Raw genomic sequence first — 24,308 nt, 5'->3', positions numbered from 1 at the left:
CGCCGCTACTCCGGCGGCTCGCCCAGCCGCGTCGGATCGATGATGCCGGCTTCGCGGATGCCCAACTGCCGATTGATCGCCATGGTGAGGAAGAACAACCCCACCCCGATCGCGACGAGGATGCCGGCGAGCAGATACTGCTGCGCGGGCCGACCCGACAGCGGCGTGACCAGATACAGCGACGTGATGAAGCCGATGATGGGCAGCGCGGTCGGGGTGGTGAAGTGCCCGCCGACGGCCTGCACGTCCCGGCGCAGCACCAATACCGCGATGTTGACCATCGCGAACACCGCCAACAGCAGCAGCGACGTGGTGCCGCCCAACATCGCGATCGCGTTGCTGTTGGCGAACGCGGTGACGTAGAAGATCAGGCCGAACGCGATGATGGTGGTGAAAATGATTGCCGCCCAGGGTGAACGACGAGTCGGATGCACGACGCCGAGCGCCCGCGGCAGCACCCGCTGGCGGGCCATGCCGTAGATCAACCGGCTGGCCATCAGCATGTTGATCAGCGCGGTGTTCGCGACGGCGAACATCGAGATGAACGGCAGGAGGGTTTCGATGGGCAGGTCCGGAGCGCCCAGCTTGACCACCTCCACCAGCGGGGTATCGCTGGCTTCCAGGGTGCCGACGGGAACCAGTGCGACCGCGACGACCGCGACGATCACGTACACCACCCCGGCGATCCCCAGACCGGTGAGCAACACCTTCGGGAAGGTCCGCACCGGATCCTTGGTCTCCTCGGCCATGTTGACCGAATCCTCGAATCCCACCATCGCGAAGAAGGCCAGCGACGTCGCCGTGGTGATCGCGAGGAAGACGTTCTTGTCCTCGTGGGTCTCGAAGGCGACCACGCGGGAGAAGTCGACATCCGCACCGCCGCCGGTGAACGCCCACAGTCCGACGAAGATCACCAGCAGCAGGCCGCTGATCTCGACGATCGTCAGCACCACGTTGAGTTTGACGCTCTCCCCCACGCCGCGGAAGTTCACCACCGCCAGCAGTCCCATGAACAGCAGCGCGACGATCACGACACCGAACTTGCCCCAGTCGAAGTCGAAGGCCACGAAGAAGTTGGCCGCGAAGAACCGCGATGCCGTGGCCGCCGAGGTGATCCCCGAACTCATCACGATGAACGCCACGATGAAGGTCACGAATTGGACGCCAAATGCCTTGTGCGCGTAGAGTGCTGCACCCGCTGCCTGCGGGTACTTGGTGACCAGCTCGAGATAACTGAACGCCGTGACGGTCGCGATCAGGAACGCGATGAGGAACGGTAGCCACGCCGCACCGCCCACCTCCCCGGCGACATCACCGGTGAGGGCGTAAACTCCGGTTCCCAGGATGTCGCCGACCACGAAGAGCAGCAGCAGCCCAGGCCCCAGTACCCGTTTGAGCTGGGGTTCCTCTTCGACTGCTACCTTCTCGGCCATCTCGTCTCCCTAGATCCGCGGATGCGGTTCTCATCTTCAACCCGCGGGGGGTGCCGAAGGGTGATATTCGCCTGCGAATCGCCGACGTGTCACACCTTGGCGGGACGGCGGTCGTAGGGCGCCAGCGCGTCGATAACTTCGACGAGCGTGGCGCGCGCCTTGGCCCGCGGCGTGCCCGAGGCGTCGACGAGCGAGGAGACCACCGCCCCGTCGACGGCAAACAGCAGCGTGGAGATCAACTCGGTGCGCATCGCGCGGCCGGACCGCTGCACCGCTTCGGCGACGGCCTCCGCACGTTGCTCCATCATGCGGCGTTGAATCTCGCGGAGCGCCGGATGTCGCGCACAGGCGATGTACCGCTCGTAGCGGGAGATCAACTGCTCATGCGCCTGGCTTTCGGGGCCGTCGTCGTCGATCAACAACTCGATGAGCACATCGGAGGTGGATTCGGCCCCGCGCCGGCGCCGCGACAGTGCGGCCACCCGAGTGCGCAGTTCAGCGGCCTCTCGCATGACGATGTATTCGACTGCGGCCGCGATCAGGTCGTCGAGTGAGGAGAAGTAGTAGGTGGTCGACGCCAGCGGTAGACCGGCCCGACGCGCGACGGCGCGATGCCGCACCGCCTCGAATCCCCCCGCACAGAGCAATTCGGCGGCGGCACTCACCAGTGCACACCGTCGACGCTCCCCCTTGGGAGTCACTGCTGCCGTCACGAATAGCATGCTGCCAGTTTGTGCTGGCCACGCTGGGCGTTTCGGGCAAACACACAGCCGGTGGCAAGATGACCCCATGGCAGAGTTGACCCGCCGGGCCGTTCTGCGCCTCGCGATGGGTGCTGCCGCGGGCGCTGCCGGCGCCTACACCGTCGGGCACGCCGCCACTTCTGCCCCATCGCACGCGACGATCGGCGCACCGTCAGCCCCGCTGGCACCAGCCGCACCGCTGGCCCCGCCCGTTGCCCCGGCTGCCGCTCCGACCATGGTGACCGGGTCGTTTGCGTCGGCCGCGCGCGGGGTCACCACCACTTGGGCGATCGCCCGGCCGCCGGGTCAGACCATCCCGCTGCGGCCCGTCATCGCGCTGCACGGCAAGGACAGCAGTGCGGCGTCGGTGATGGCCGGCGGGGTCGAGCAGGGGTTGGCCCAGGCGGTCGACGCCGGCCTGCCGCCGTTCGCGGTGGTCGCGGTCGACGGCGGCGACAGCTACTGGCACCGGCGCGCCTCGGGCGAGGACGCCGGTGCGATGGTGCTCGACGAGTTGATCCCCCTGCTGGACTCCCAGGGCCTGGACACCGCGCGGGTGGCCTTCCTGGGCTGGTCCATGGGCGGCTACGGTGCGCTGTTGCTCGGTGCCCGGCTGGGACCGGCGCGGACCGCGGCGATCGCGGCCGTCAGCCCGGCACTATGGCGATCGGCCGGCGCGGCCGCCCCCGGTGCGTTCGACGGCCCCGAGGACTTCGCCGCCAACAGCGTGTTCGGGTTGCCGGCCCTGGGTTCGATCCCGATCCGCGTCGACTGCGGCACCTCGGACCCGTTCTACGCGGCCACCCAGGACTTCGTCGCCCAGCTACCGAACCCGCCCGCCGGCGGCTTCTCCCCCGGCGGCCACAACGCGTCGTTCTGGAATGCCCAACTGCCCGCGCAGCTTTCGTGGCTGGCCCCCTTGCTCACCGCCTGAAACCGCCCAAACTCACCTTTGGGCCGCTTTTGTGCGAGTAGCTTCCGGCAATTCGTCAATCTCGGCGACGGGTCAGGCCAGGTCGTAGCGCAGCGGCAGGTGCTTGAGGCCGCCGACGAACGTGGTGGCGACGTGTTCAGCCGGCCCGGTCAGTTGCACGGACTTCAGCCGCGGCAGCAGTTCGGTGAAGAAGCTGTTGACCTCCATCCGGGCCAGCGCAGCGCCGAGACAGAAGTGCACGCCGTACCCAAACGAGATGTGCTTGTTCGGGTCTCGGGCCACATCGAAAACGAAGGGCTCGTCGAAGATCTCCTCGTCCCGGTTGCCGGAGACATAGGACAACAGCACCGAATCCCCGGCGGGGATGCGCACCCCGCGGATCTCATAGTCCTGCTGCGCAGTGCGCATGAACTCCTTGACCGGCGTGGTCCAGCGGATCATTTCCTCGACGGCCAATGGCATCAGGCCCGGATCGGCCTTGAGTTTCGCCATCTGGTCCGGGTTTTCGATCAGCGCGTGCATGCCCCCGGAGATGCTGGCGCTGGTGGTGTCGTGGCCGGCGGCGGCCACGATCGCGAAGTAGGACACGGTCTCGATGTCGGAGAGCGGTTCGCCGTTGATGGTCGCGTTGGCGATCGCCGAGCCCAGATCTTCGGTGGGCTTCGCCCGCCGGGACGCGGTCAACTCGGTGAAGTACTGGAACATCTCCAGCAGCGCCACCATCTGTTCTTCCTTGGACTCACCACGCTTGAACTCGTCGTCGTCGTTGCCGAACATCTCCTGGGTCCAGCGCAGCATCGAGGCGAAGTCCTGCTCGGGCACCCCAAGCAGCGACATGATCATGTACAGCGGATAGTTCACCGCGACCTGCTGGACGAAGTCGCACTCCGGGCCCGCCTCGACCATCTGGTCCACGAACCGCTTGGCCAACTCGTCGGCACGATCCTGCAGCGCCCGCATCGCCTTGGGCCGAAACCAATTGGCCCCGATGGCACGGAAGTCGCGGTGCTCCGGGTCATCCATATGGATCAGGGTCCGGATCCCCACCGCGGCCTGCTGCTCGTCGCCCTCCCTGGTGATGAGCACCGGTCGGGGCGAGTTGGTGAAGATGTCGTTGGCCCGCTCGATCTCCATGATGTCGGCGTGCTTGGTGATGGCCCAGAACGGCGCGTAGTCGGGCACTTCGACGTAGGAGACCGGGGCGGTGGCGCGCAAGCGCGTCAGCGCGGAGTGCAGTCGTTCCTCGTTCGTGTATGCCTGCGGGTCGGCGAGCAGCGCCGCGTCCCCATCGATCGTGGTCGAATCGCTCATCACAGCTCCCGCCTACCTCCCCACCGCGGGGGAACACCTAATGGGTGCATCCACCGTAGCAGTTGCGGTAAGACTTTCAGTAGGGGAGACGGCAGCCGCACTAGGATTCGCTGCCACCGGAAACCATCCCGGTGGCCGACTCCGCGCGCCGGGCGTAGGAGCGCCGGGACTTCTCGTCGAAGTCCAGGAACAGCCGGTCCGATCCCATCGCCGCGTGCAGCCGTCGTCGACTCCGGGGCCCGAGCATCGCCAGAATCGGTGAGACGAAACGCATCGGATAGGGCACGGCCACATGGGTTTTCGGTTTGCTCAAGGTTCGGACGATCGCGGCCGCGATCACCGCGGGCTCGACGGGCCGGCTGGCGCCGGTGGCCTTGGTGCCGGCGATCAACTCGGTCCGGGTGAACGGCGGCATCACCACGCTGACCTGGACTCCCCGCGACGCGAACTCGTCGGCCAGTGCCGTGGAGAGGCCCACCACCGCAAACTTGGTGCCCGCGTAGACCACCTGCCCGGGCACCGCGACCACGCCGGCCAGCGAGGCGATGTTGATGATGTGGCCGTGGCCGCGGGCCGCCATCTCGGGCAACACCAACCGGCAACCGTTGAGCACGCCGTAGAAGTTCACCTCGATCGCGGCGCGCATGGCCTGCTCCGACTGCTCCAGGAACGGCCCGACCGGCATCACCCCGGCGTTGTTGATCAGGACGTCGATCGCTCCACCCGCATCGGCACGGGCCCGGTCCAGGAATCCGGTGAACGATTCAACATCGCTGACGTCCAGCGGATGCCCGAAAACCCGGCCCGCGTCGGCCAACGCGGTCACCGCCGTTTCCAACGCCGGGACATCGCGGTCGCCGATGATCACCCGGGCGCCGCGCTCCAGCAGGGCCCGGGCGGTGGCGAACCCGATGCCGCGGGCCGCGCCGGTGACGACGATGGCCCTACCACGAACTGCATCCACTGCGCGCTCCTCAATCACCGTGCTGGGCAACGGGTGTGCGCTGACAGGTTGCGCGCACCTCGTCGAGAACCGCCGCGATCACCGGCTCCGGGGTGCCGGCCGGAAATCCCGGCAGCACCCGGTCGATCACACCGCTGCAGCGCTGCGCCAACACCGCGCCGACCGAGTCGATCGGCGCGACCACGGCGAACGCGCTGAGCACCTCGTCGTCGACGACGTCGGCCATCGCGTCCCACTGCCCGGCCAGCGAGAGTCGCCGCAGTTCGGGCTGCAGGTCCCCCCAGCCGTGCAGGTCCAGCACCTTCCAGTAGGCCGGCGTGGACCCGTAGAACGCGATCTGCTTGCGGAATGCCGATGCGGCCGCCGTCATTTCGGCGTCGTCGCGGCCGGTGACGACGAAGACGGGGCTGGACACCTCGAACTCGGAGCGGCTCCTGCCGCTCCGCTGCAGGCCGCGGGTCAGCGCCGGTTCGGTGATCTCCTCGAGGTACCGGCGGGTGGTGAAGGCATGCACCAACAGACCGTCGGCGACAGCCCCGGTCAATTCCGTCATCGCGGCGCCGACGGCGGCGATGAACACCTTGGGGATCGGATGCTGCGACGGCTCGGGGGTGAACATCGGCGTCATCAGCTTGTGCGTGTAGAACTCGCCCTCGAAGCTGAGTCGCTCCCCGGTGTGCCAGCACGACCAGATGGCGTGCAGCGCCGCAACGAATTCCGCCATCCGCGCGACCGGTCGACTCCACGGCATGCCGAACCGCTTCTCGATGTGGGCCTGCACCTGGGCGCCCAGCCCGAGGATGAACCGGCCGCGGGAATAGGTCTGCAGATCCCAGCCCACGTTGGCGACGGTCATCGGGTTGCGCGCGAACGCGACGGCAATGCTGGTGCCCAACTCGAGCGAGGTGGTGTGCTCGGCGGCCAGCGTCAACGGCAGGAACGGGTCGTGGTTGATCTCGCCGGTCCAGCAGCCGTCGTAGCCAGCCTGCTCATGTGCGCGTGCGACATCGGCTACGCGGTCGAGTTGGCTGGGGATTCCGCGGTCGATCTTCAGGCGCCCCGGCATGGTCGGGGACGCTACAGTAAGTCATTCGGTAGGGTCAATGCCACCGTCGGCACGGAGGAGACGCATGACCGAAAAACGGCGTGCCCCGGCGACGCCCGCGAACTCGGCGGCCTGGGACGAAACGCTGGCCGACCTCGAGCGGCGCCGCGAGCGCTCCCGCGCGATGGGCGGACCCGACCGGCTCGCCGCGCACCGCGGCGCGGGCAAGCTCGATGCCCGCACGCGCATCCGGCACCTGCTGGACCCGGGCAGCTTTCAGGAACTCGGGACGCTGGCGGGCGGCGAGGTCGCCGCCGACGGCATCGTCGTCGGGTCGGGGGAGGTCAATGGCGCCCCGATCATGGTCGGCGCCGAAGACTTCACCACGGTGGCCGGCACCATCGGCGCGGGCAGCAACTCCAAGCGTCATCGGATCGCGGAGTTGGCGCTGCGCAACAGGATTCCGTTGGTGATGCTGCTGGAGGGCGCCGGTTTCCGGCCCGGCAAGCACGGCGGCAGATCACCGACGGACCTGCTGGCCCAGGCCCAATGCTCGGGCCTGGTCCCGACCGCGGCAGCCGTGCTGGGCCCCTCGGCCGGCCACGGCGCCCTCGTCGCCCCGGTCTGCGACTTCCGGATCATGAGCCGGCACGGCGCGATCTTCACCGCGGGCCCGCCGGTGGTCAAGGAGGCCACCGGCGAAGCGATCTCCAAGGAGGACCTCGGCGGTCCTGAGGTGGCGCTGCCCAGCGGCGTGGTCCACAACCTCGTCGACGACGACGCCTCGGCGCTGGACGCCATTCGGCGGTACCTGTCCTATTTCCCGTCCAGCGCCTGGTCCTATCCCCCGTCCCGGCCGACGGGCGACGACACCGCCCCGCGGACCACCCCGGAGTTGCTCGAGATCGTTCCCCGCGACAACCGCCGCGTCTACGACATGCGCTCGGTGCTCGACGCGGTCTTCGACGACCCGGACTGGTTCGAGGTGCAGCCGGGCTTCGGCCGCGGAATCGTGTGCGCGCTGGCACATCTGGGCGGGCATCCCGTTGCGGTGGTGGCGAATCAACCGCAGGTGATGGCGGGCTCGATCGATGCCGAAGCCGCCGACAAGGCCACTCACTTCATCATGGTCGCCGACGCGTTCCACCTCCCGATCATCTTCCTGGCCGACAATCCTGGCATGCTGCCCGGCAGCCGGTCCGAGCGCGATGGCGTATTACTCAGCGGCGCACGGATGTTCACCGCGCAGACCACGGCAACCACCGTCAAGCTGCACCTGACCCTGCGCAAGGCGTATGGGTTCGGCTCGATGGTGATGTCGCTGTTGGTATTCGACGGTCAGGTCGCGACGTTCGGCTATCCCGGGGCGACGATGGGCGCAATGAGCGCCGGCGCTCTTACCCGGGCCGCCAAGACGGACGCCGCGCTGTCCGACCAACTGCACGACGCCGAATTGCAGGCCTCGTTCAACTCGGCCGAGAACCTCGGCTTCGACGAACTCATCGACCCCCGCGAAACCCGCACCGCATTGCTCGGTGCGCTGCAGCGGGGGCTGCACCGCCGACAGATCGCGGCCGCACCGGTCACGCGCACCGCGATCCTGCCTTGACAAACCGACCGGAGGCCGACGATCCAATGTCCCTATCGCACCACGCCATTCACGGCGGTTGGCAGCTGGAATCGTTCACCGCACGCGATGACGACGGCGGGCTCCGTCGCCCGCTGGGCCGGCACCCGCGGGGGCTGATCCTCTACACCGCCGACGGCTGGATGTCGGCACAGTTGGCGCCGGATCCCGCCGGCCATGACGTGGAGATCGCCGAGTACCTCGCCTACGGCGGCAGATTCCAGCTGGACGTACCGGCAGCCACGGTCCGCCACGACGTCGTCATGTCCACGATGCCCGAACTGCTGGCCCGGCCGCAGCTGCGGCACTATCGGATCGAGGGCGACGTGCTGACGCTGTCGGCCGGCATGACCGGCGATGACGGCGTCGCCACCCACAGCACCCTGATCTGGAGGCGGTGACCGACATGCCGAAAGACATTCGCGACCTGACCGATGATCCGGCGGCCTACGCGGCCGAATTACGCTCGCGTTGGGGCGGTTTGCTCAGCTACCGCTACATCGGTCGTACCTACGACACCATGGATCTGGGGCCCACCGACAACACCGTCGCGGTCCGCCGCGACATGCGCGACGCCACCGGCGGACTGTTGCTCGCCGTGCTCGGCATCGCCTCGCCCGAGGGCGGCGGCATGTCGGACCTCAAGGCCGTCCCCAACCCCGTCGTGCATTCCTGCCAGGTTCTCGATCCCGGATGCGACGTCACCCGCTTCGAGGTGCGTGGTGAGACGCTGAAGCAGGGTCGCCAGCTGGGTTACAGCAGATCGATGCTCGTCGACGCCGACCGGCCCGAGCGGGTGTTGGCCGTGACCGAGGGGCAGGGCATCAGCATCGGCACCCCGCCACCGGGTTTGGCGAGGATGCCGGTGGACCCGATCGTGGTCGTCGACTCCCCAGACCTGCCGCCGCTGTGGCAGGTGTTCGGCGGTGCCCGTCGCCCGGACGGCCATTGGGGTCTGCCCGAGCTGGCGGTGGAGGTCGCGTCCCCGGACGCCGCGCTGCACATCGGCCCGCAGTTCGTGATTCTGGAGACCGCGGCCCGCGCCGCCGCCGGCGCCCTGGCCGGCACGGACCGCCTTGCCGCCGTGTCCTCCCATGTGATGTTCATGGCTCGGGGCAAGGTCGGACCGTTTCGCGCCGAGGCCGAGGCCAGCGCCGGGCAGTCCGCGCTACTGGCGCGGGTGCTGCTCTATGACGAGGGCAACGGCAATCGGCTCGTCACCGCCGCGTCGTATCAGTTTGGGGCTTAGCCGCTTCGAGCGCATCATCGCGCACCGGCCGGTCCGCGAGCTTCTCGGCGCGGCCGAAGAGGTACGGGTAGGCGATTCCGGCGACGGCGGCGCCCACCAGCGGGGCGAGCCAGAACACCCAGAGCTGACCGGGTGCGCCGTCGGCGTTGAAGAACGCCACGCCCGTACTGCGGGCCGGGTTGACCGAGGTGTTGGAGATCGGAATGGAGATCAGGTGAATCAGGGTCAGTGACAAACCGATCGACAGGCCGGCGAACCCTTTCGGGGCGCGATCGTCGGTGGAGCCGAGGATCACCAGCAGGAAGATCGCGGTGAGCACGACCTCGGCGATGAGCACCGCGACCAACGAGTAGCCACCCGGCGAGTTGTCGCCGTAACCGTTGGCAGCCATGTTGCCCACCGGATCGAAGCCCTCCCGGCCCGACGCGATCAGGTAGATGACGAGACCGCCGACCAGACCGCCGATCACCTGCACAATCCAATAGCCGGGAACCGCTTTCCATTCGACCCGGCCGGCGAGCGCGGCGCCGAGGGTGACCGCGGGATTGAAGTGCCCACCCGAGATCGTGCCGAAGGCGTACACCCCGGTGAGTACCGTGAGCCCGAACGCCAGTGCCACCCCCAGGAATCCGATGCCGACGGAGATGTCGTCGGACATGAACTTGGCGGCGAACACGGCGCTGCCGCAACCACCGAGCACCAGCCAGAACGTGCCGACGAACTCGGCGCTGAGCCGGTGGAACATCGTGGGTGGGGACATCAAAGCTCCTTCGCTAATGCCCCCCGACCACCACAGAATCTCAGTAATCCACCTGCGTCCCGGCGCATCTCGGCGGTTTGTGTCCGGAACGTGACGTTTGCCCGGCTACCGCGGACGCGTTACCCGGTGGCGCGGTACTCGGCCACCACCGGGGCGAGTTCCTCCGGTGTGGCACCGTGCATGATCAGGGCGTCGGCGCCGTAGTCGAACTCCTGGCGGATCCGGTCGACGCATTGGCGGGCGCTGCCGGTGGCCGCGGGCTCGAGCCACTCGTCGGGAAGCAACGTCGCGATGTGTTCAATCTGCTCGGCGCTGGCCTTGTGGTCGATGCCGCCGGGAATCGAGGTCACCACCGAATCGGCGCGGAATCGTGCCAGCACAGCCGGATCCCAACCGTTGGTCTGCACCAGCAGATCCCCGTAACCCTGCAGGTAGGTCGCCAGCCGGGCGACGGTCTTCTTCAGCCGCAGTTCCTCGGGCAGGTGGTCACCGACGGTGGCGAAGCAGGACCACACCTTGACGCTGTCCGGGTCGCGGCCGGCCTGTTCGGCGGCGTCCTTGACCGTCTTGACGCAGCGCTGCAGGGTCTCCGGCGTGAAATAGGTGTGCAGGATGACGTCGTCGAACTCCCGGCCGCCGAGCGCGAGCGTCTGCGGGCCGAACGCCACCAAGGCCAGCCGGATGTCCTCGTCGAAGTCGGGGTCCAGGAACAGCACCGGATACTTCCCGATCGGTCCGTCGTGGTTGAAGATCAGCTCGCCGTGCCAGAGCCGGCGCATCACCTGGGCGAAGTCCTCCAGCTGCGCGGTGGTCACCGCCGGCACCCCGAAGGCGTTGTACATCGCCGCGATGCCGCGCCCGAGGCCCAACGTGAAGCGACCCCGCGACAGCCGGTGCATGGTGGTCGCCCACGACCCGGTGATCAGCGGATGACGGGTGTTGTGGTTGGTGGCGGCGGTGGCGATCTGCATCCGGGTGGTCACCGCGCACGCGGCACCGGTCAGCGAGGACGCCTCCTTGACGTTCCACCGCTCCGAGATGAATGCCGTCCCGAAACCCATCTCCTCACCCTGGCGGGCCTCGTCCATCAGGGTGGCCGGCCCCTCGCCGCCGGCGCCGGCCAGCAGGTAGTAACCCAGTTCGTCCAGCACGCGTTCGGTCATGCCCACACTCCTTGTCCGTAGCCACAGTTCCACACATCGGTGATCCGCCCCTCGACCACCTTGAACACCTCGATGCTGGCGATCTCGATCGTCGACCCGTCCTTATTGGTCAGCGTGGAGTCGTACACGATCGAGACATGCTCGCCGTCGTCGCTGGCGATCACGGTGTTCAGCACGAAGGTGAGGTTGTCGAACATGGCCCAGGTGTCCTCGACGCGTTGGCGCGCCTCGGCCCGGGTCAGGATGCGGGAGGCGCCGACCTCGTGGCGCACCATGGTGTCGGCGATGATCTCGTCGGCCAACTCGAACCGGGCGTTGTTCCACAGTTCCAGGTTGTAGAGCTCCACCACCTCGCGCGCGGTCCTCATGCGATCACCCTCACCGTGACTCACCCGCGGCCACTGCGCGCAGGAACCGTTCGGTCACTCGCTGCACCTTCCCGGAGAACAGGTGCCCGACGTGACCGCCGTCGTGCCAATATAATTCGCCGCCCCAGCGTTCGTGCATCGCCAACGCGGGCGCTCGCATCGCCATCTGGTCATGCCAGGCACCGACGATCAAGCGCCGCTGCGGCGGCGGCAGCGGGTCGGCCGTCAGCGGATCGATCACCGCGGTCAGCTCCGTGACCGCCGGCGACCCCAGTACCGTGCCGACCTCGTCGGCCGCGCCGCCCCAGCGGTGCAGATGGTTGGCGATCATCGCGTTGAGGCCCAGGATCGGCGTGTACAGCGCGACGCCGTCCACCTCCTCCAGGCCCGCCACCAGCGCGGCGACCCCGCTGCCCAGCGACAGCCCGGCCAGCGCGATCGTGGTGGCCTGCGGCTGGAGCCACCGGATCAACGCGCGAACCTCGGAGACCGTGCGCATCATGCCCGCGACATTGGCCACCGGATCGGTGTCGGGGTAGGTCGGCCACCGGTGCCGACGGCTGCCATGACCGGGTTGAACGGGCAATGCGACGTTGTAGCCGAGCTCGCGATGGATCCGGCCGACCCGCGCGACCGCGAAGTCCGACAGCCCGCCCTGCCCGGCACCGTGCACCCACACCAGCCAGGGCCGCGGACCACCGCGGTGGCGCACCAGATGGCACACCGCGGTCGCGGACCCGCCAATGTGGCTCAGGCACTGCGGCAGCCGCGGGTCGTGGTCATAGCTCAGTTCCTCGAACGCGAATCGTCCGGCCAGCCGACGCCTGATCGCGCTCACCAGCAACGGATTTGGCTTCAGGTAGGAATCCGCCCGGCCGAGCGCGGTCAGTTCCGCGGCGGTTGCCGCATAGCTGGACACCCCGGCCGGCACGCCCGGCGGCGCCGCGGTCAGCGTCATCCCGGTGACCACGAGTTCATCCAAGGCGACCTCGCCGAGTTGGCGCAGCCCCCGCGGCGAGAGCGTCGAGGGGCCCTCGGCGTCCGAAAGCACCGCCACCGATCGGGGCAGCACGCGCGCGAGTTCCCGGACGATGGTCGTGAGGCGTTCCTGGGGTCGCATGCGGTCAGGCCAGTTCGAAGCCGGGATAGCCGGTGGCGGCGATCTCGTCGCAGCGCCGCCGGTACTCGGGAATCCCTGCGGTGTAGGCCATGTAACGGCGCCTCTTGCCGGGCACATTCGCACCGTTGTACCACGAGTTGCAGCTCGGGTGGGCCAGCACCGTCGGCTCCACCAGCGAGGTGGTGTGCTCGATCCAGTCCCGTTGCGCCTCCGGCCGGGCCTCGATCGTGCGGTGGCCGTTGACCCGTAGGTAGTCGATGCACTCGCCGATCCATTCGACGTGTTGCTCCAGCGCCGCAACGAAATTCGTCGCGGCCGACGGGCTGCCGGGCGCCTGGATGATGAACAGGTTGGGAAATCCCGCGACCGCCAACCCGAGATACGACGTGGGGCCGTCGTCCTGCCAGACCTGCCGCAACGAGGCGCCGTCGCGGCCGGTGATGTCGATCCGGCTCAAGGCTCCGGTCATGGCGTCGAAACCGGTGGCATAGATGATCACGTCGAGTTCGTGCTCAACGCGCGCAGTCGCGATCCCGGTCGGCGTCAACGCCCGGATCGGGTCGGAGCGCAGGTCCACCAGCGTGACGTTGTCGCGGTTGAAGGTCTCGTAGTAGCCCTGGTCGATGATCGGGCGCTTGCAGCCGAACGGGTGGGTGGGTACCAGCGCGGCCGCGGTCGTCGGATCCTGCACGATGCGCGCGATCGCTTCGCCGTAGAGCCGGGCGGCCATCTGATTGGCCTCGATATCGAAGAACACGTCGCCCCAGTTGAGCGCCCCCATGACGCCGTGCTCGTCGATGGCGCGCAGTTGTTCCGCGCGGGTCGCGGACTTGATCGGCGGGCGGGCCAGCATGTCGAGCAGCAGCGAGAAGGCGCTCAACCGGGCCGCACCGACGGGATGTTCGCGCTGCGCGGCGCGGATCTCGGGATAGGACGCCTTGAGCGCATCGAGTTCACCGGCGTCGAGTCGGCGCACCGCCCAGGGCAGGGTGTAGGCCGCCGAGCGCTGAAACACCGTGAGGTGCGCGGCCTCTCGAGCAACGGTCGGGATCAGTTGCACGCCGGTGGATCCGGTGCCGATGACCCCGACGCGCTTACCGGTCAGGTCGAAGCCGGCCTTGGGCCAACTCGCGGTGTACAGCGACGCGCCGTCGAACGAGTCCATGCCGGGGTAGTCCGGTTCCAGCGGGACCGACAGGATGCCCGAGGCCGCCACCACGTAGGAGGCGACGAAACGGGCGCCGGTGTCGGTGTCGATCCGCCACGCGGCGTCCTCGGCGTCGAAGGCCATCGCGGTCACCCGGGTGTCCATCCGGATGTCGCCGCGCAGGTCGAGTCTGTCGGCGACGAAGTTCAGGTAGGCCTCGATCTCCTTTTGGGCGGGCATGGTTTCGGTCCACACCCACTCCTGCTGGATCTCCTCGGAGAAGCTGTAGGAGTACTCGATGCTCTCGATGTCGCAGCGCGCCCCAGGATAGCGGTTGAACAACCAAGTGCCGCCGACGTTTTCCCCGGCCTCCACCGCGATCACCGAGAGTCCGAGGCCGCGCAGCCTGTGCAGCATGTACAGCCCGGAGAAGCCGGCACCGATGACCAGCGCGTCGTAGCGTTGCTCGCTCATGCCGACTCCGTGAACTTGAGCATCGTCCGGGTCAGGTGCAGGGTTTTGATCAGCCATCGGCCGTCGCGCTTTTCATAAGTCTCGTGGTAGTGCCCGGCCCCGTGCAGTTCCCGTCCTTCCCACACCAGCAGGTCCGCCATGGCCCAGATGCCGGTGGCGGTGGTCGCGGAGGTCAGGTCGATCTCGGGGGTGTGGCAGTGGTGCACGGTCGCGGCGTCGGCGATGCCACCGAGCACCACCGGTTCGAACGCCTCGAGGCCTTCCAGCGGCGGCATCGTCTGCGGATCGGCACCCCCGGTGGACACCGCCAGATCCAGGGTGACGACGACATCGGGGGCGAAAAGCCCACGCCAGGCCGGGATATCGCGGGTGTCGAGGAAGCGGCAGTATTGCGCCTTGAGTCGGCGGATCGCCTCGATCTCGTCACGCGGGTCCGTGGCTTGCGGTTCGGTCATCCTGCGCTGCCTCCTTGATAGACCTCCGGAAACAGCTACTGTAATCTATTCCGTAACTTCCGTGCGTAAGAAGGGGTGCCCCGATGAAAGTGCCGTTCACCTGGAAAGTCACCGGGTGGTTCATGATCGGGTGGTCGGCCGAATTCGAAGTCGGCGACGTCAAGGCACTGAAGTTCTTCGGGGAGGATCTGGCGGCCTACCGCGACGAATCCGGCGAGTTGCACCTGCTGGAGGCGCACTGCAAACATCTGGGTGCGCACATCGGTCACGGCGGCAAGGTGGTCGGCGACTGCGTCGAGTGCCCGTTCCATGGCTGGCGGTGGGGCCCGCAGGGCGACAACACCTACATTCCGTATCAGCCCGACCGGCCCAACCGCGGCCTGAAGCTGCGCTCGTACCCGGTCCGGGAACAGTACGGCTGCATCTTCATGTGGTACCAGCCCCAAGGTGAGCCGCCGCGGTGGGAACTGCCCGACATCTTTCACAAGTTCCCGCAGTTCGAGACCGACCCGGAGGCCTACTACCGCCCGTACCCGGAGTTCTCCAGCCGCGCCGACGCCATCCCGGTGCACCCGCAGATCGTCGCCGAGAACGGTCCCGACAGTTCACATTTCCGCTATGTGCACAAGGCCACGGTGACTCCGGTCTGTCTCCATTGGGAGCACGAGGATCAAGAATGGCGGTTCCTCACCGGCTGGCCCGATGCGCGCAGCGACGACCCGGACGCGATGGCGCTGCGCATCCACAGCCACTTCTCCGGACTCGGCTTCGCGATGAGCGCATTCGAGGGCTCGTCCAATCACCGGCTGATCTTCGCGTGCACGCCGGTCGACGACGAGGTTTCCGACATGTTCTACTCCATCTGGTGGCCCAAGGAACCCGGCGAGACCTCTGACGTCCCGCCCGAGCACGTCCGCGCCAAGGTCGAGCGGCAGTACCTCAAGACCGTGTGGGAGGACTGCGACATCTGGCGCCATCAGAAGTACGTCGAGAATCCGCCGCTGGCCAAGATCGACGCCAAACCCTATATGGCCATGCGCAAGTGGGCAAAACAGTTCTACGACGCCCCCGCATGACCCGCGAACCGCTCGCGGATCTCGTCGCGCCCGGTCACACCGCGGTCATCACCCAGGAATTGCAGGGTGCGGTGGTCGGGCCGGCGGCCGGTCTGGCCATGCTGGCCGAGGAGGCCCGTCGCGAGGCGCTGCCCAACATCGCCCGGCTGTTGCCGGTGGCGCGCGCCGCGGGCGCCGAGGTGGTGCACTGCCTGGTGCAACGCCGCGCCGACGGACGGGGTTCCAACCACAACGCGAAGCTGTTCGCGCTCGGCCGCAACGACGTCGACATCGCCCCGGGCAGCGCCGGCGCCGCCCTGCTCGACGAGTTCGGGCCGGAGCCAACCGATCTGGTGTTGCAGCGCTGGCACGGGCTGGGTCCGATGGGCGGCACCGATCTCGACGCGATCCTGCGCAACCTCGGGGTGCGCACCATTGTCGCGGTCGGCGTCTCGCTCAACGTCGCCATCCCCAACCTGGTGATGGACGCCGTCAACGCCGGCTACCGGGTGGTGCTGCCCCGCGACGCGGTGGCCGGCATCCCGACCGAGTACGGCGCGGCGATCATCGACAACACCTTGTCCCTGCTGTCCACGGTGACCACCACCGATGCCCTGATCGATAGCTGGCAGCGTTACTGACCAGCCCGACTTGTACGGAGCACCGATGCAATTCACAGTTCCCGCAGTGGCCGATGCGATCGCGGCGGCGATCCCGGACCGGCCCCTGCTCATCCAGGGCGATCGCAGCTACACCCACGCCGAGGTGGCGCAGCGCTCCAATCGGTTGGCCTCCTATCTGCACGCGCAGGGCCTGGGTTGCCATACGCCGCGGCCTGAACTCGCCGGACACCAGGCCGGCCAGGACCTGCTCGGCATCTACGCCCACAACGGGCCCGAGTACGTCGAGGGCATGCTCGGCGCGTTCCGGGCCCGGGTCGCCCCGTTCAACGTCAACTTCCGCTACGTCAAGAACGAACTGCAATACCTGCTCGCCGATGCCGGCGCCACCGCGCTGCTCTACCACGCCGAGTTCGCGCCGCGGGTCGCCGAGATCCGGTCCGAGCTGCCTCGGCTGCGCGTGCTCATCCAGATCCCCGACCAGTCCGGCAACGAACTGCTGGACGGCGCAGTGGATTACAACGAGGCGCTGGCCTCGGTGCCGTCCGCGGCCCCACCCGTACACGCCGACCCGGACGATCTGTACGTGCTCTATACCGGCGGCACGACCGGGATGCCCAAGGGCGTGCTGTGGCGGCAACATGACATCTTCGTGGCCTCGTTCGGCGGGCGCGACCTCTACAGCGGGCACACCTGCGAATCGATCGAGGAGATCGTCGAGAAGGCCCGCGCCAACCCCGGCATGACGTTGCTGATCCTGCCGCCGCTGATGCACGGGGCCGCACAATGGGGGGTGATGACCGCGTTGACCACCGGCCAGACGGTGCTGTTCTCGCAAGTGCCGAACCGCCTGGATGCCGACGTCGTGCTCGGTGAGATCGCCCGCCACCGGGCGGGGGTGATCACCGTGGTCGGCGATGCGATGGCCCGCCCGCTTGCCGATGCCATCGAACGCGGCGGGGTCGATGTCTCCTCGCTCAACGTCGTCGCCAACGGCGGCGCGTTGCTGACCCCGACCACCAAGCAGCGGCTGATCGACCTCAAGCCGGGGCTGATCGTGATCGACGGCGTCGGCTCGTCGGAGACCGGCGCGCAGATGACGCACATGTCGGCGCCGGGCGCGGTGTCCACCGGCACCTTCAAGCCGGGACCCGATACCTGCGTCATCGCCGAGGATTTCAGCGGCGTGCTGGCCCCCGGCCATGACGGCAACGGCTGGCTGGCCCAGCGCGGACCGGTCCCGTTGGGGTACAAGGGGGACCCGGAGAAGACCGCCCGCACGTTCCCGGTGGTCGACGGCCTGCGGTACGCCATTCCGGGTGACCGGGCGCGTCACCTCGCCGACGGCAACGTCCATCTGCTCGGCGATTCGGTGACCATCAACTCCGGCGGCGAGAAGATCTTCGCCGAGGAGGTCGAGACCGCGCTGGCGTCGCACCCCGCGGTGCTCGATGTGGTGGTCGCCGGCCGCCCCAGTGACCGGTGGGGCCAGGAGGTGGTGGCCGTGGTCGCGCTGGCACCGGGCGAGGCGGTCGCGGCCGACGAACTCATCGCGCACGCCGGGACCACGCTGGCCCGCTACAAGCTGCCCAAGGCGGTGGTGTTCCGTCCCGTCATCGAGCGCAGCCCGGCCGGCAAGGCCGACTACCGCTGGGCCAAGGAACAGGCCGCCCAGGGGTGATTTCGGCGTGATCCCACACGCTCACCGTGCGTGATCACGCCGAAATCCCCGGTTACGACCGCCTGGCGTAGTGCCGGGCAGCCTTTGCGCGGTTACCGCAGATGGCCATGGAATGCCAACGGCGCGTGGCGTTCTTGGACGTGTCGAGGAAATACAGCACGCAATCGGGGTGGGCACACTGCCGGATCCGGTCGGGCGCGGTCGCGAGCAAGTGCAGCAGGTTGTCCGCGGCGACCCAGGCGGGCAGCCAGGCGGGGTCGGCAACGTCCGGCAGGTCGACGGGACCGTCGTCGGTCAGGCGCCTGCGGATCCGGCCGTGGTCGAGGACCTCGTTGAGCGCGTCCTGGCCGCCGTGCCGGACCGCGTCCAGGATCGCGGTGCGTGCGGTCAGCAGAGCCTCGAGCGTCCGGGTGTCGGCGGTCGCGCGGCCGGACAGACCCGCCGACGTCAGCCAGATCCGCAGCCCGGCCACGTCGGTGAGCAGATCGCGTGGGCCGTCGTCCACCCATTGGGTGTTCAGCAGGTCCAACGCCAGCGGTTCGCCGACGTGGGGCCGTGGATCGCGCACGACTGAGCTTAACGAGCGCGCAGGGTCCGGCACCGTGACCGCCTCCCCTCCCTAACCATCAATCTTCACTTTACCGGTTGCGTCGCCGCCGCAGCCGGGTTATCGTCTAACCAGTGAAATGACTACACCGGTTACATCTCAGGAGGACTGCCATGACCACCACCGCACCCCAGCTCGCGACCGGACACGTCGGGCTCAACGTGTCGGACCTGCAACAGTCGGCCGACTTCTACCGCCGCGCCCTCGGCTTCGAGCAATTGGCCGCAAGTTCCGACGAGTCGAAACAGTGGGCCTTCCTCGGTCACGACGGCACGCTGGTGCTCACGCTCTGGCAGCAGAGCAGCGGCGCGTTCGCCACCGACACGCCCGGCCTGCACCACCTGTCGTTCCAGGTCGACAGCGTCGAGCAGGTGCGGGCCGTGGAATCGGCGCTGCGCGAGCTCGCCGTCGACTTCGCCCACGACGGGGTGGTCGCCCACGGCGAGGGGCTGCCATCGGGCGGCATCTTCTTCACCGATCCGGACGGAATCCGGCTCGAGGTCTATGCACCCACCGGCGCCGAGTCGGCACCCGCGCCGAACGGTGCGGCACCGACGTGTGGCTTCTTCTGAACCCCGGCCGATGAATCATTTCCACGCGGGTGAGCTCGCCGTACAGCAACGCATGGGTCAATCGGATATCGCCGCGAAGGTCGGCAACGGCATCCACCGCGACATTCCCGAGGCTGCCGCGAACTTCCTCGCCGAACAGCCGATGGTGGTGGTCGGCGCCGCCGACGCGGGCGGCCGGCTGTGGGCGAGCGAACTCGTCGGGCCGCCGGGCTTCGTGCGTGCCGTCGACCAGCGGACGATCGCCGTGGCCGCCCACCCCGCCCCGGGCGATCCGCTGGCGGCCGCCCTGACCCGGCCCACCCGGATCGGGATGATCGCCTTACAACCGCAGCGGCGACGGCGGATGCGGGCCAACGGCGCCGTCGCTGCCCGCGGTGACGGCCTGCTCGTCACCGTTGATCAGGTGTACTCCAACTGCCCGAAGTACATCTCGCGCAGGCACCTCGAATCATTCACCCCGGAAGTCGAGCGGTCCGCGCCCCGGCGCGCCGCCGGGTTGGACGAGCGGCAGCGGCGGATGATCGCCGAGGCCGACACGTTCTTCGTCGCCACCGCGGACGCCGACGGCAACGCCGACGCCTCCCACCGCGGCGGCAATCCCGGCTTCGTGCAGGTACTCTCGGCCAACCGGTTGCGCTGGCCGGACTACCGAGGTAACTCGCTGTTCATGACGCTCGGCAACATCGAGGTGAACCCGCACTGCGGGCTTCTCGTAATGGACTGGGCGTCCGGCGCCACCCTCCAACTGACCGGCGTCGCCCAACTGGTCTGGGAGCCGGATACTTTCACCGATGCCGCCCAGTGCTTCGTCGAATTCAACCTCTCCGAGGTGGTCGAACGTGACGGGCCCGGTCCGCTGCGTTGGAGCGCACCGGAACTCTCCCCCGCCAATCCCTGACGATCACGGCAGCACCCGCACCGGGACGTTGCTCCAACCGGCGACGTTTTGCATGTTGACCCGCTTGCAGCCGCTCCAGTCCACCTCGTAGCGGGGCATGAAGTCCAGCATCCGGTCCAGCGCGATCGCGCTTTCCAGCCTGGCCAGCGCGGCACCCAGGCAGCTGTGGATGCCGTAACCCAGGCCCAGGTTCTGCGCCTCGGTGCGATCGCGGTCGACGTCGAAGGTGTCCGGATCGGTCCAGGCCTCGGGGTCGCGGTTGGCCGAACCACCCACCAGGAACACCGGTTTGCCCGCGGGAATGGTGACCCCGTGCAGGGTGACCTCGCGCATCGAGCGGCGCACGTTGTACTGCGCCGGCGCCTCGTAGCGCAGCAACTCCTCGACGGCGAGCGGAACCTTGCTGCGGTCGTCCAGCAACAGCTGCCACTGGTCGGGATTCTGCGCGAACACCACGGCCGCGGTGCCGAGTAGCTTGGTCACCGTCTCGGCGCCGGCACCACCGAGCAGCGTGGCGAATTCGGTGATCTCCACATTGTCGAGCGGTTCCATCTCGCCGTTGTCCCGCTCGATTTCCGCCTCGATCAGCTTGCTCAGCAGGTCGTCACCGAGTTCGGTGCGCCGCTTCTTGACCAACCGGAAGTAGTAGACGGCCATGTCGATCGCCGATTTCAGGCCCTCTTCACTCATGTCCACCTGGCCGGGATCGCGATGCAGGAAGTCATCGATCCACACCCGGATCTGCTGGCGGTCCTCTTCCGGCACGCCCTGCATGGTCGTCATCACGTCCACGGGGAACCGCGCGGAGAAGTCCTGCACGAAGTCGAAGCCGGCCGGATCGACCGCCGAGAGGTGCTTGTCGATGCTCTCGGTGACCAGGTCGCGCTTGTCCTGGATCGCGCGCGGCGTGAACACCCGGTTCAGCAGGCTGCGCATCCGACGGTGCGCCGGCGGGTCCATGGCGATGATGGAACCGTGCTCGGTCACATGGCCCTTCCGTACCTGCGCGAGGTCCACGCCGTAGGCCGACGAGTACGTCTCGTGGTCCTTGAAGGCGGCCGCGACGTCCGCGTGCCGGGTCAGCGCGTAGAAGTCGTACTGCTCGCTGTAGTACACCGGTGCTTCTTCACGCATCCGCCGGTAGATCTCGTAGGGACTGGTGAAGAAGTCCTCCGAGAACGGGTCGAACACTACGGTGGCCGTGCTCATCGGCTTTCTCCTGAACTCGAGGGCGAACCGGGACGGGCCAGCCGGCGACGAGTCTTGTTGCGGGCCCGCCGAAGTGCGGCGTCGGCATACAGCTTCATCGGCGCGGTGAACGGTGGCGCCGCGGTGCCGGTGATGCTGAACGGCAGATCCGAACCGACCACCGTCCGGTGATGACTGAACGTGTCGAAGCCCGCCTTGCCGTGATAGGCGCCCATGCCGCTGCGCCCCACCCCGCCGAAGGGAGCGGCCGACGGGATCATCTGGGCGGCAAAGTCATTGCGTGCCACACCGCCGCTGCGGGTGCCGCGGACGAAGGTCCGGAAGTCGTCGTCCGCCGGCCCGTACCAGTAGGCCACCAGCGGGGCGGGCCGCGCGTTGATGTAGTCGACGGCCTCGACCAGTCCGGAGTACGGCAGCACCACCAGCACCGGTCCGAAGATCTCCTCATGCGCGATCCGCATCGCGTCGTCGACACCGCGCACCAACGTCGGGCCGATCTTGCGGCTGGTCCGGTCCGGCAGTTGCTCTCCGGCCGGGGTCACCGATTCCACCGCCGCACCCTTGCCGCGGGCGTCGTCGAGCAGGCCCAGCACCCGATCGAAGTTGGCTTCGTTGACGCTGGAGCAGTAGTCGCCGTTGGCGATGATCGTCGGGAACATGCCCTGCCAGGTGCGCCGCGCGGTGTCGACGAACACCTCGACGCCGGCCTCGGGCACCAGCACGTAATCCGGACACACGCAGACCTGCCCGCCGTTGACCATCCGCGCCGACGCGATGCGCGCGGCCGCCTTGGCGATGTCGGCGTGGCTGCCGCGGGGAGCGACGACCACCGGGTTCTTGCCGCCGAGTTCCAGCGTCACCGGAACCAGGTGCTGTGCCGCGGCCTGTTGCACCCTGACCCCGATCTCGGGAGATCCGGTGAAGAACAGATGATCGAAGGGCAGCGTGGTGAACGTCGCCGCGACGTCGGGCCCGCCGGTGACGACGGTCAACTCGGCGGGGTCGAAGTACTTGGGCGCCAACTCTTTCAACAGGGCCGCGGTGCGCGGGGTGACCTCGGACATCTTGATCATCACCCGGTTGCCCGCGGCGAAGGCCGCGGTGGCCGGCAACACCACCAGGTTGAGCGGGAAGTTCCACGGGCCGATGATGCCGACCACGCCCAGCGGTGTGGGCTCGACCTCGGCACGCAGACCCAACGGCCGGGCCAGCCGCAGCAGCTTGGTGGACTTCATCCAGCGCGCCAGCTGCTTTCGGGTGTGCTCTATCACCGGGATCATCCCGACCACCTCGGTGAACAGCGACGCCGACCGCGAGCGCGTGCCGAAGTCGGCGCCCATCGCTTCCACCAGGGCGTCGGTGTTGTCCAACACCAGGGCCTGCAGCCGGTCGATCCGGTTCCGCCGCACCCCCGGATCCGGCGGTCCCTGCGCGAGGAAGTCGTCGCGCTGCCGTTGCAACAGCGCGCACAGCTCGTCTCGCTCCGAACTGCTCATCTGATGCCTACGCCTTCCTGCCGAACCCCCGGCGTACAGCTCCACAATCACGACTACAGCGAACTTCGGGACGATCAACGGTAAAGGTTACAGTATCTTCGCCAGACGTCCCGCGCCACCGCGCCCGCCAAGTTACTGTAAGTGTTACGGTTGGGCGGTCCAATGGGCGGCTCAACGGTGCGGTGCGGCGCTTCAGAAGGGGTGAATGTGAACGAGGTGGCCATCATCGGCGTGGGGTTGCACCCCTTCGGCCGATTCGAAGGCAAGTCCGCCATGCAGATGGGAGTCGACGCCATCCTGGCGGCCGTCGCCGACGCCGGCGTGCAATGGTCGGACATCCAGGCCGCTGCCGGCGGCAGCTGGACGGTGGCCAACCCGGACGCGATCGTCGGCATGGTCGGCCTGACCGGCATCCCGTTCACCAATGTGTTCAACGCCTGCGCGACGGCGGCCAGCGCGGCCAAGACCTGCGCCGACGGTATCCGGCTCGGCGACTACGACATCGGTATCGCGGTCGGTCTCGACAAGCACCCCAAGGGCGCCTTCACCGAGGACCCCGCCCTGGTCGGGATGCCGCGCTGGTACGCCGAGAACGGCCAATACCTCACCACCCAGTTCTTCGGCATGAAGGCCAACCGCTACCTGCACACCCACGGCGTTTCCCAGGCGACGCTGGCCAAGGTCGCGGCCAAGAACTTCCGCAACGGCGTGCTCAATCCGAACGCCTTCCGCCGCAAGGCCATCTCCGAGGAAGACATCCTCAACTCGACGATGCTGAACTATCCCCTGACGCAGTACATGTTCTGCGCGCCCGACGAGGGTGCGGCGGCGGTCGTGATGTGCCGCGCCGACATTGCGCACCGCTACACCGACAAGCCGGTCTACCTCAAGGCCGTCGAGGTCCGCACCCGCACCTACGGGGCCTACGAGGTCAACACCACCTTCGCCCCGGTGGACGAGGACGTCGCGCCCACCGTGTACGCCGCGCGCGCCGCGTTCGAGAAGGCCGGAATCGGCCCCGAGGAAGTCGACGTCATCCAGTTGCAGGACACCGACGCCGGCGCGGAGATCATCCACATGGCCGAGTGCGGCTTCTGCGCCGACGGCGACCAGGAGCGGCTGCTCGCCGACGGGGCCACCGAGATCGGCGGCGCCATGCCGATCAACACCGACGGCGGTTTGATCGCCAACGGCGAGCCGATCGGCGCCTCGGGTCTGCGCCAGATCCACGAGATCGTGCGGCAGCTGCGCGGGGAGGCCGGCGACCGGCAGGTCCCCGGCTCCCCGAAGGTCGGTTTCACCCAGCTCTACGGCGCGCCGGGCACCGCCGCCGCCACCATCCTCACCACCTAAAACCATGCCGAGCAGACACAAACT

General features: G+C 68.0%; 24 protein-coding genes. 10 read left to right on the top strand and 14 right to left on the bottom strand.

Features of this window, described 5'->3' with window-relative positions:
* Window positions 1-5: 5 nt before the first annotated feature.
* Both RCP80_RS02925 and RCP80_RS02920 read right to left on the bottom strand, forming a co-directional pair.
* Window positions 6-1,433 (bottom strand): APC family permease, encoded by a 1,428-nt coding sequence (locus RCP80_RS02925; protein ID WP_308480924.1) that lies wholly within the window; start codon window positions 1,431-1,433, stop codon window positions 6-8.
* Window positions 1,434-1,522: 89 nt separating this feature from the next.
* Window positions 1,523-2,155, bottom strand: a complete 633-nt coding sequence (locus RCP80_RS02920) for a TetR/AcrR family transcriptional regulator (protein WP_308480923.1) — start codon at window positions 2,153-2,155, stop codon at window positions 1,523-1,525.
* A 67-nt stretch (window positions 2,156-2,222) separates the two neighbouring features.
* Between RCP80_RS02920 and RCP80_RS02915 the strand changes: the two genes are divergently transcribed.
* Window positions 2,223-3,110, top strand: coding sequence for an alpha/beta hydrolase (locus RCP80_RS02915; RefSeq protein ID WP_308480922.1), 888 nt, complete (start codon window positions 2,223-2,225; stop codon window positions 3,108-3,110).
* Between the two features lie 72 nt (window positions 3,111-3,182).
* Here the strand turns inward: RCP80_RS02915 and RCP80_RS02910 are convergent, their stop codons facing one another.
* The 3 genes from RCP80_RS02910 to RCP80_RS02900 form a co-directional block, all read right to left on the bottom strand.
* Window positions 3,183-4,421 carry a cytochrome P450 gene (locus tag RCP80_RS02910; RefSeq protein WP_308480921.1) on the bottom strand — a complete coding sequence of 413 codons (1,239 nt, stop codon included), beginning with the start codon at window positions 4,419-4,421 and terminating at the stop codon, window positions 3,183-3,185.
* A 100-nt stretch (window positions 4,422-4,521) separates the two neighbouring features.
* Complete coding sequence (locus RCP80_RS02905) at window positions 4,522-5,385, bottom strand: SDR family oxidoreductase (RefSeq protein ID WP_308480920.1); 864 nt, start codon at window positions 5,383-5,385, stop codon at window positions 4,522-4,524.
* A 10-nt stretch (window positions 5,386-5,395) separates the two neighbouring features.
* Window positions 5,396-6,451, bottom strand: a complete 1,056-nt coding sequence (locus tag RCP80_RS02900; RefSeq protein ID WP_308480919.1) for an LLM class F420-dependent oxidoreductase — start codon at window positions 6,449-6,451, stop codon at window positions 5,396-5,398.
* Between the two features lie 64 nt (window positions 6,452-6,515).
* On the opposite strand from RCP80_RS02900, the gene RCP80_RS02895 reads away from it, so the two are divergent.
* The 3 genes from RCP80_RS02895 to RCP80_RS02885 are packed head-to-tail and all read left to right on the top strand — an operon-like array spanning window position 6,516 to window position 9,306.
* Window positions 6,516-8,039: an acyl-CoA carboxylase subunit beta gene (locus RCP80_RS02895; protein ID WP_308480918.1), complete on the top strand. Its 1,524-nt coding sequence runs from the start codon at window positions 6,516-6,518 to the stop codon at window positions 8,037-8,039.
* A 26-nt stretch (window positions 8,040-8,065) separates the two neighbouring features.
* On the top strand, window positions 8,066-8,458 hold the full coding sequence (locus tag RCP80_RS02890) for a lipocalin-like domain-containing protein (protein ID WP_308480917.1): 393 nt from the start codon (window positions 8,066-8,068) through the stop codon (window positions 8,456-8,458).
* A 5-nt stretch (window positions 8,459-8,463) separates the two neighbouring features.
* Window positions 8,464-9,306, top strand: coding sequence for a hypothetical protein (locus RCP80_RS02885; protein ID WP_308480916.1), 843 nt, complete (start codon window positions 8,464-8,466; stop codon window positions 9,304-9,306).
* Here the strand turns inward: RCP80_RS02885 and aqpZ are convergent.
* The 6 genes from aqpZ to RCP80_RS02855 all read right to left on the bottom strand — a co-directional run bounded on the left by aqpZ (window position 9,275) and on the right by RCP80_RS02855 (window position 14,793).
* Window positions 9,275-10,066 carry an aquaporin Z gene (gene aqpZ, locus RCP80_RS02880; RefSeq protein ID WP_308480915.1) on the bottom strand — a complete coding sequence of 264 codons (792 nt, stop codon included), beginning with the start codon at window positions 10,064-10,066 and terminating at the stop codon, window positions 9,275-9,277. The genes RCP80_RS02885 and aqpZ overlap by 32 nt on opposite strands.
* A 119-nt stretch (window positions 10,067-10,185) precedes the next feature.
* Window positions 10,186-11,229, bottom strand: a complete 1,044-nt coding sequence (locus tag RCP80_RS02875; protein ID WP_308480914.1) for a TIGR03857 family LLM class F420-dependent oxidoreductase — start codon at window positions 11,227-11,229, stop codon at window positions 10,186-10,188.
* A complete protein-coding gene (locus RCP80_RS02870) occupies window positions 11,226-11,597 on the bottom strand; it encodes an ester cyclase (RefSeq protein WP_308480913.1) in 372 nt (123 codons plus the stop codon). The genes RCP80_RS02875 and RCP80_RS02870 overlap by 4 nt, the downstream gene beginning before the upstream one ends.
* A 10-nt stretch (window positions 11,598-11,607) precedes the next feature.
* Window positions 11,608-12,717, bottom strand: coding sequence for an alpha/beta fold hydrolase (locus tag RCP80_RS02865; RefSeq protein WP_308480912.1), 1,110 nt, complete (start codon window positions 12,715-12,717; stop codon window positions 11,608-11,610).
* 4 nt (window positions 12,718-12,721) lie between these two features.
* Complete coding sequence (locus RCP80_RS02860; RefSeq protein ID WP_308480911.1) at window positions 12,722-14,338, bottom strand: flavin-containing monooxygenase; 1,617 nt, start codon at window positions 14,336-14,338, stop codon at window positions 12,722-12,724.
* The gene (locus RCP80_RS02855) at window positions 14,335-14,793 is read right to left on the bottom strand and encodes a nuclear transport factor 2 family protein (RefSeq protein ID WP_308480910.1); all 459 of its coding nucleotides are present in this window, start codon (window positions 14,791-14,793) and stop codon (window positions 14,335-14,337) included. Before RCP80_RS02855 ends, RCP80_RS02860 begins: the two co-directional genes overlap by 4 nt.
* Before the next feature lie 83 nt (window positions 14,794-14,876).
* On the opposite strand from RCP80_RS02855, the gene RCP80_RS02850 reads away from it, so the two are divergent.
* The 3 genes from RCP80_RS02850 to RCP80_RS02840 are packed head-to-tail and all read left to right on the top strand — an operon-like array spanning window position 14,877 to window position 18,149.
* Window positions 14,877-15,869 carry a Rieske 2Fe-2S domain-containing protein gene (locus RCP80_RS02850; protein ID WP_308480909.1) on the top strand — a complete coding sequence of 331 codons (993 nt, stop codon included), beginning with the start codon at window positions 14,877-14,879 and terminating at the stop codon, window positions 15,867-15,869.
* Complete coding sequence (locus RCP80_RS02845) at window positions 15,866-16,489, top strand: cysteine hydrolase family protein (RefSeq protein ID WP_308480908.1); 624 nt, start codon at window positions 15,866-15,868, stop codon at window positions 16,487-16,489. Before RCP80_RS02850 ends, RCP80_RS02845 begins: the two co-directional genes overlap by 4 nt.
* Window positions 16,490-16,514: 25 nt before the next feature.
* Window positions 16,515-18,149, top strand: a complete 1,635-nt coding sequence (locus RCP80_RS02840) for a medium-chain acyl-CoA ligase Mig (RefSeq protein ID WP_308480907.1) — start codon at window positions 16,515-16,517, stop codon at window positions 18,147-18,149.
* Between the two features lie 52 nt (window positions 18,150-18,201).
* On the opposite strand, the gene RCP80_RS02835 is transcribed toward RCP80_RS02840, so the two are convergent.
* Window positions 18,202-18,717 carry a CGNR zinc finger domain-containing protein gene (locus RCP80_RS02835; RefSeq protein WP_308480906.1) on the bottom strand — a complete coding sequence of 172 codons (516 nt, stop codon included), beginning with the start codon at window positions 18,715-18,717 and terminating at the stop codon, window positions 18,202-18,204.
* Window positions 18,718-18,869: 152 nt separating this feature from the next.
* Here RCP80_RS02835 and RCP80_RS02830 point away from each other — a divergent pair, with 152 nt between their 5' ends.
* Both RCP80_RS02830 and RCP80_RS02825 read left to right on the top strand, forming a co-directional pair.
* The gene (locus RCP80_RS02830) at window positions 18,870-19,328 is read left to right on the top strand and encodes a VOC family protein (RefSeq protein ID WP_308480905.1); all 459 of its coding nucleotides are present in this window, start codon (window positions 18,870-18,872) and stop codon (window positions 19,326-19,328) included.
* Between the two features lie 10 nt (window positions 19,329-19,338).
* On the top strand, window positions 19,339-20,226 hold the full coding sequence (locus RCP80_RS02825; RefSeq protein WP_308480904.1) for a pyridoxamine 5'-phosphate oxidase family protein: 888 nt from the start codon (window positions 19,339-19,341) through the stop codon (window positions 20,224-20,226).
* 3 nt (window positions 20,227-20,229) lie between these two features.
* Here RCP80_RS02825 and RCP80_RS02820 read toward each other — a convergent pair whose 3' ends face one another.
* Both RCP80_RS02820 and RCP80_RS02815 read right to left on the bottom strand, forming a co-directional pair.
* Window positions 20,230-21,435 carry a cytochrome P450 gene (locus tag RCP80_RS02820; protein WP_308480903.1) on the bottom strand — a complete coding sequence of 402 codons (1,206 nt, stop codon included), beginning with the start codon at window positions 21,433-21,435 and terminating at the stop codon, window positions 20,230-20,232.
* Window positions 21,432-22,931 carry an aldehyde dehydrogenase family protein gene (locus tag RCP80_RS02815; RefSeq protein WP_308480902.1) on the bottom strand — a complete coding sequence of 500 codons (1,500 nt, stop codon included), beginning with the start codon at window positions 22,929-22,931 and terminating at the stop codon, window positions 21,432-21,434. The genes RCP80_RS02820 and RCP80_RS02815 overlap by 4 nt, the downstream gene beginning before the upstream one ends.
* A 207-nt stretch (window positions 22,932-23,138) precedes the next feature.
* On the opposite strand from RCP80_RS02815, the gene RCP80_RS02810 reads away from it, so the two are divergent.
* Entirely contained in the window at window positions 23,139-24,284 is a 1,146-nt protein-coding gene (locus RCP80_RS02810) for a thiolase family protein (RefSeq protein ID WP_308480901.1), read from the top strand.
* The last annotated feature ends 24 nt before the right edge of the window (window positions 24,285-24,308 follow it).

It is taken from the genome of Mycolicibacterium sp. MU0053, from assembly GCF_963378095.1.
GTDB lineage: Bacteria > Actinomycetota > Actinomycetes > Mycobacteriales > Mycobacteriaceae > Mycobacterium > Mycobacterium burgundiense.
The sequence above is the reverse complement of the archived record's forward strand: the minus strand, read 5'-3'. Positions and strand labels throughout refer to the sequence as shown.

Excerpts from the sequence above, each read along its gene's own strand:
- RCP80_RS02925 (WP_308480924.1), bottom strand. The coding sequence starts at position 1,433 with ATGGCCGAGAAGGTAGCAGTCGAAGAGGAACCCCAGCTCAAACGGGTA.
- RCP80_RS02920 (WP_308480923.1), bottom strand. The coding sequence starts at position 2,155 with ATGCTATTCGTGACGGCAGCAGTGACTCCCAAGGGGGAGCGTCGACGG.
- RCP80_RS02915 (WP_308480922.1), top strand. The coding sequence starts at position 2,223 with ATGGCAGAGTTGACCCGCCGGGCCGTTCTGCGCCTCGCGATGGGTGCT.
- RCP80_RS02910 (WP_308480921.1), bottom strand. The coding sequence starts at position 4,421 with ATGAGCGATTCGACCACGATCGATGGGGACGCGGCGCTGCTCGCCGAC.
- RCP80_RS02900 (WP_308480919.1), bottom strand. The coding sequence starts at position 6,451 with ATGCCGGGGCGCCTGAAGATCGACCGCGGAATCCCCAGCCAACTCGAC.
- RCP80_RS02895 (WP_308480918.1), top strand. The coding sequence starts at position 6,516 with ATGACCGAAAAACGGCGTGCCCCGGCGACGCCCGCGAACTCGGCGGCC.
- RCP80_RS02890 (WP_308480917.1), top strand. The coding sequence starts at position 8,066 with ATGTCCCTATCGCACCACGCCATTCACGGCGGTTGGCAGCTGGAATCG.
- RCP80_RS02885 (WP_308480916.1), top strand. The coding sequence starts at position 8,464 with ATGCCGAAAGACATTCGCGACCTGACCGATGATCCGGCGGCCTACGCG.
- aqpZ (WP_308480915.1), bottom strand. The coding sequence starts at position 10,066 with ATGTCCCCACCCACGATGTTCCACCGGCTCAGCGCCGAGTTCGTCGGC.
- RCP80_RS02875 (WP_308480914.1), bottom strand. The coding sequence starts at position 11,229 with ATGACCGAACGCGTGCTGGACGAACTGGGTTACTACCTGCTGGCCGGC.
- RCP80_RS02870 (WP_308480913.1), bottom strand. The coding sequence starts at position 11,597 with ATGAGGACCGCGCGCGAGGTGGTGGAGCTCTACAACCTGGAACTGTGG.
- RCP80_RS02865 (WP_308480912.1), bottom strand. The coding sequence starts at position 12,717 with ATGCGACCCCAGGAACGCCTCACGACCATCGTCCGGGAACTCGCGCGC.
- RCP80_RS02860 (WP_308480911.1), bottom strand. The coding sequence starts at position 14,338 with ATGAGCGAGCAACGCTACGACGCGCTGGTCATCGGTGCCGGCTTCTCC.
- RCP80_RS02855 (WP_308480910.1), bottom strand. The coding sequence starts at position 14,793 with ATGACCGAACCGCAAGCCACGGACCCGCGTGACGAGATCGAGGCGATC.
- RCP80_RS02850 (WP_308480909.1), top strand. The coding sequence starts at position 14,877 with ATGAAAGTGCCGTTCACCTGGAAAGTCACCGGGTGGTTCATGATCGGG.
- RCP80_RS02845 (WP_308480908.1), top strand. The coding sequence starts at position 15,866 with ATGACCCGCGAACCGCTCGCGGATCTCGTCGCGCCCGGTCACACCGCG.
- RCP80_RS02840 (WP_308480907.1), top strand. The coding sequence starts at position 16,515 with ATGCAATTCACAGTTCCCGCAGTGGCCGATGCGATCGCGGCGGCGATC.
- RCP80_RS02830 (WP_308480905.1), top strand. The coding sequence starts at position 18,870 with ATGACCACCACCGCACCCCAGCTCGCGACCGGACACGTCGGGCTCAAC.
- RCP80_RS02825 (WP_308480904.1), top strand. The coding sequence starts at position 19,339 with ATGAATCATTTCCACGCGGGTGAGCTCGCCGTACAGCAACGCATGGGT.
- RCP80_RS02820 (WP_308480903.1), bottom strand. The coding sequence starts at position 21,435 with ATGAGCACGGCCACCGTAGTGTTCGACCCGTTCTCGGAGGACTTCTTC.
- RCP80_RS02815 (WP_308480902.1), bottom strand. The coding sequence starts at position 22,931 with ATGAGCAGTTCGGAGCGAGACGAGCTGTGCGCGCTGTTGCAACGGCAG.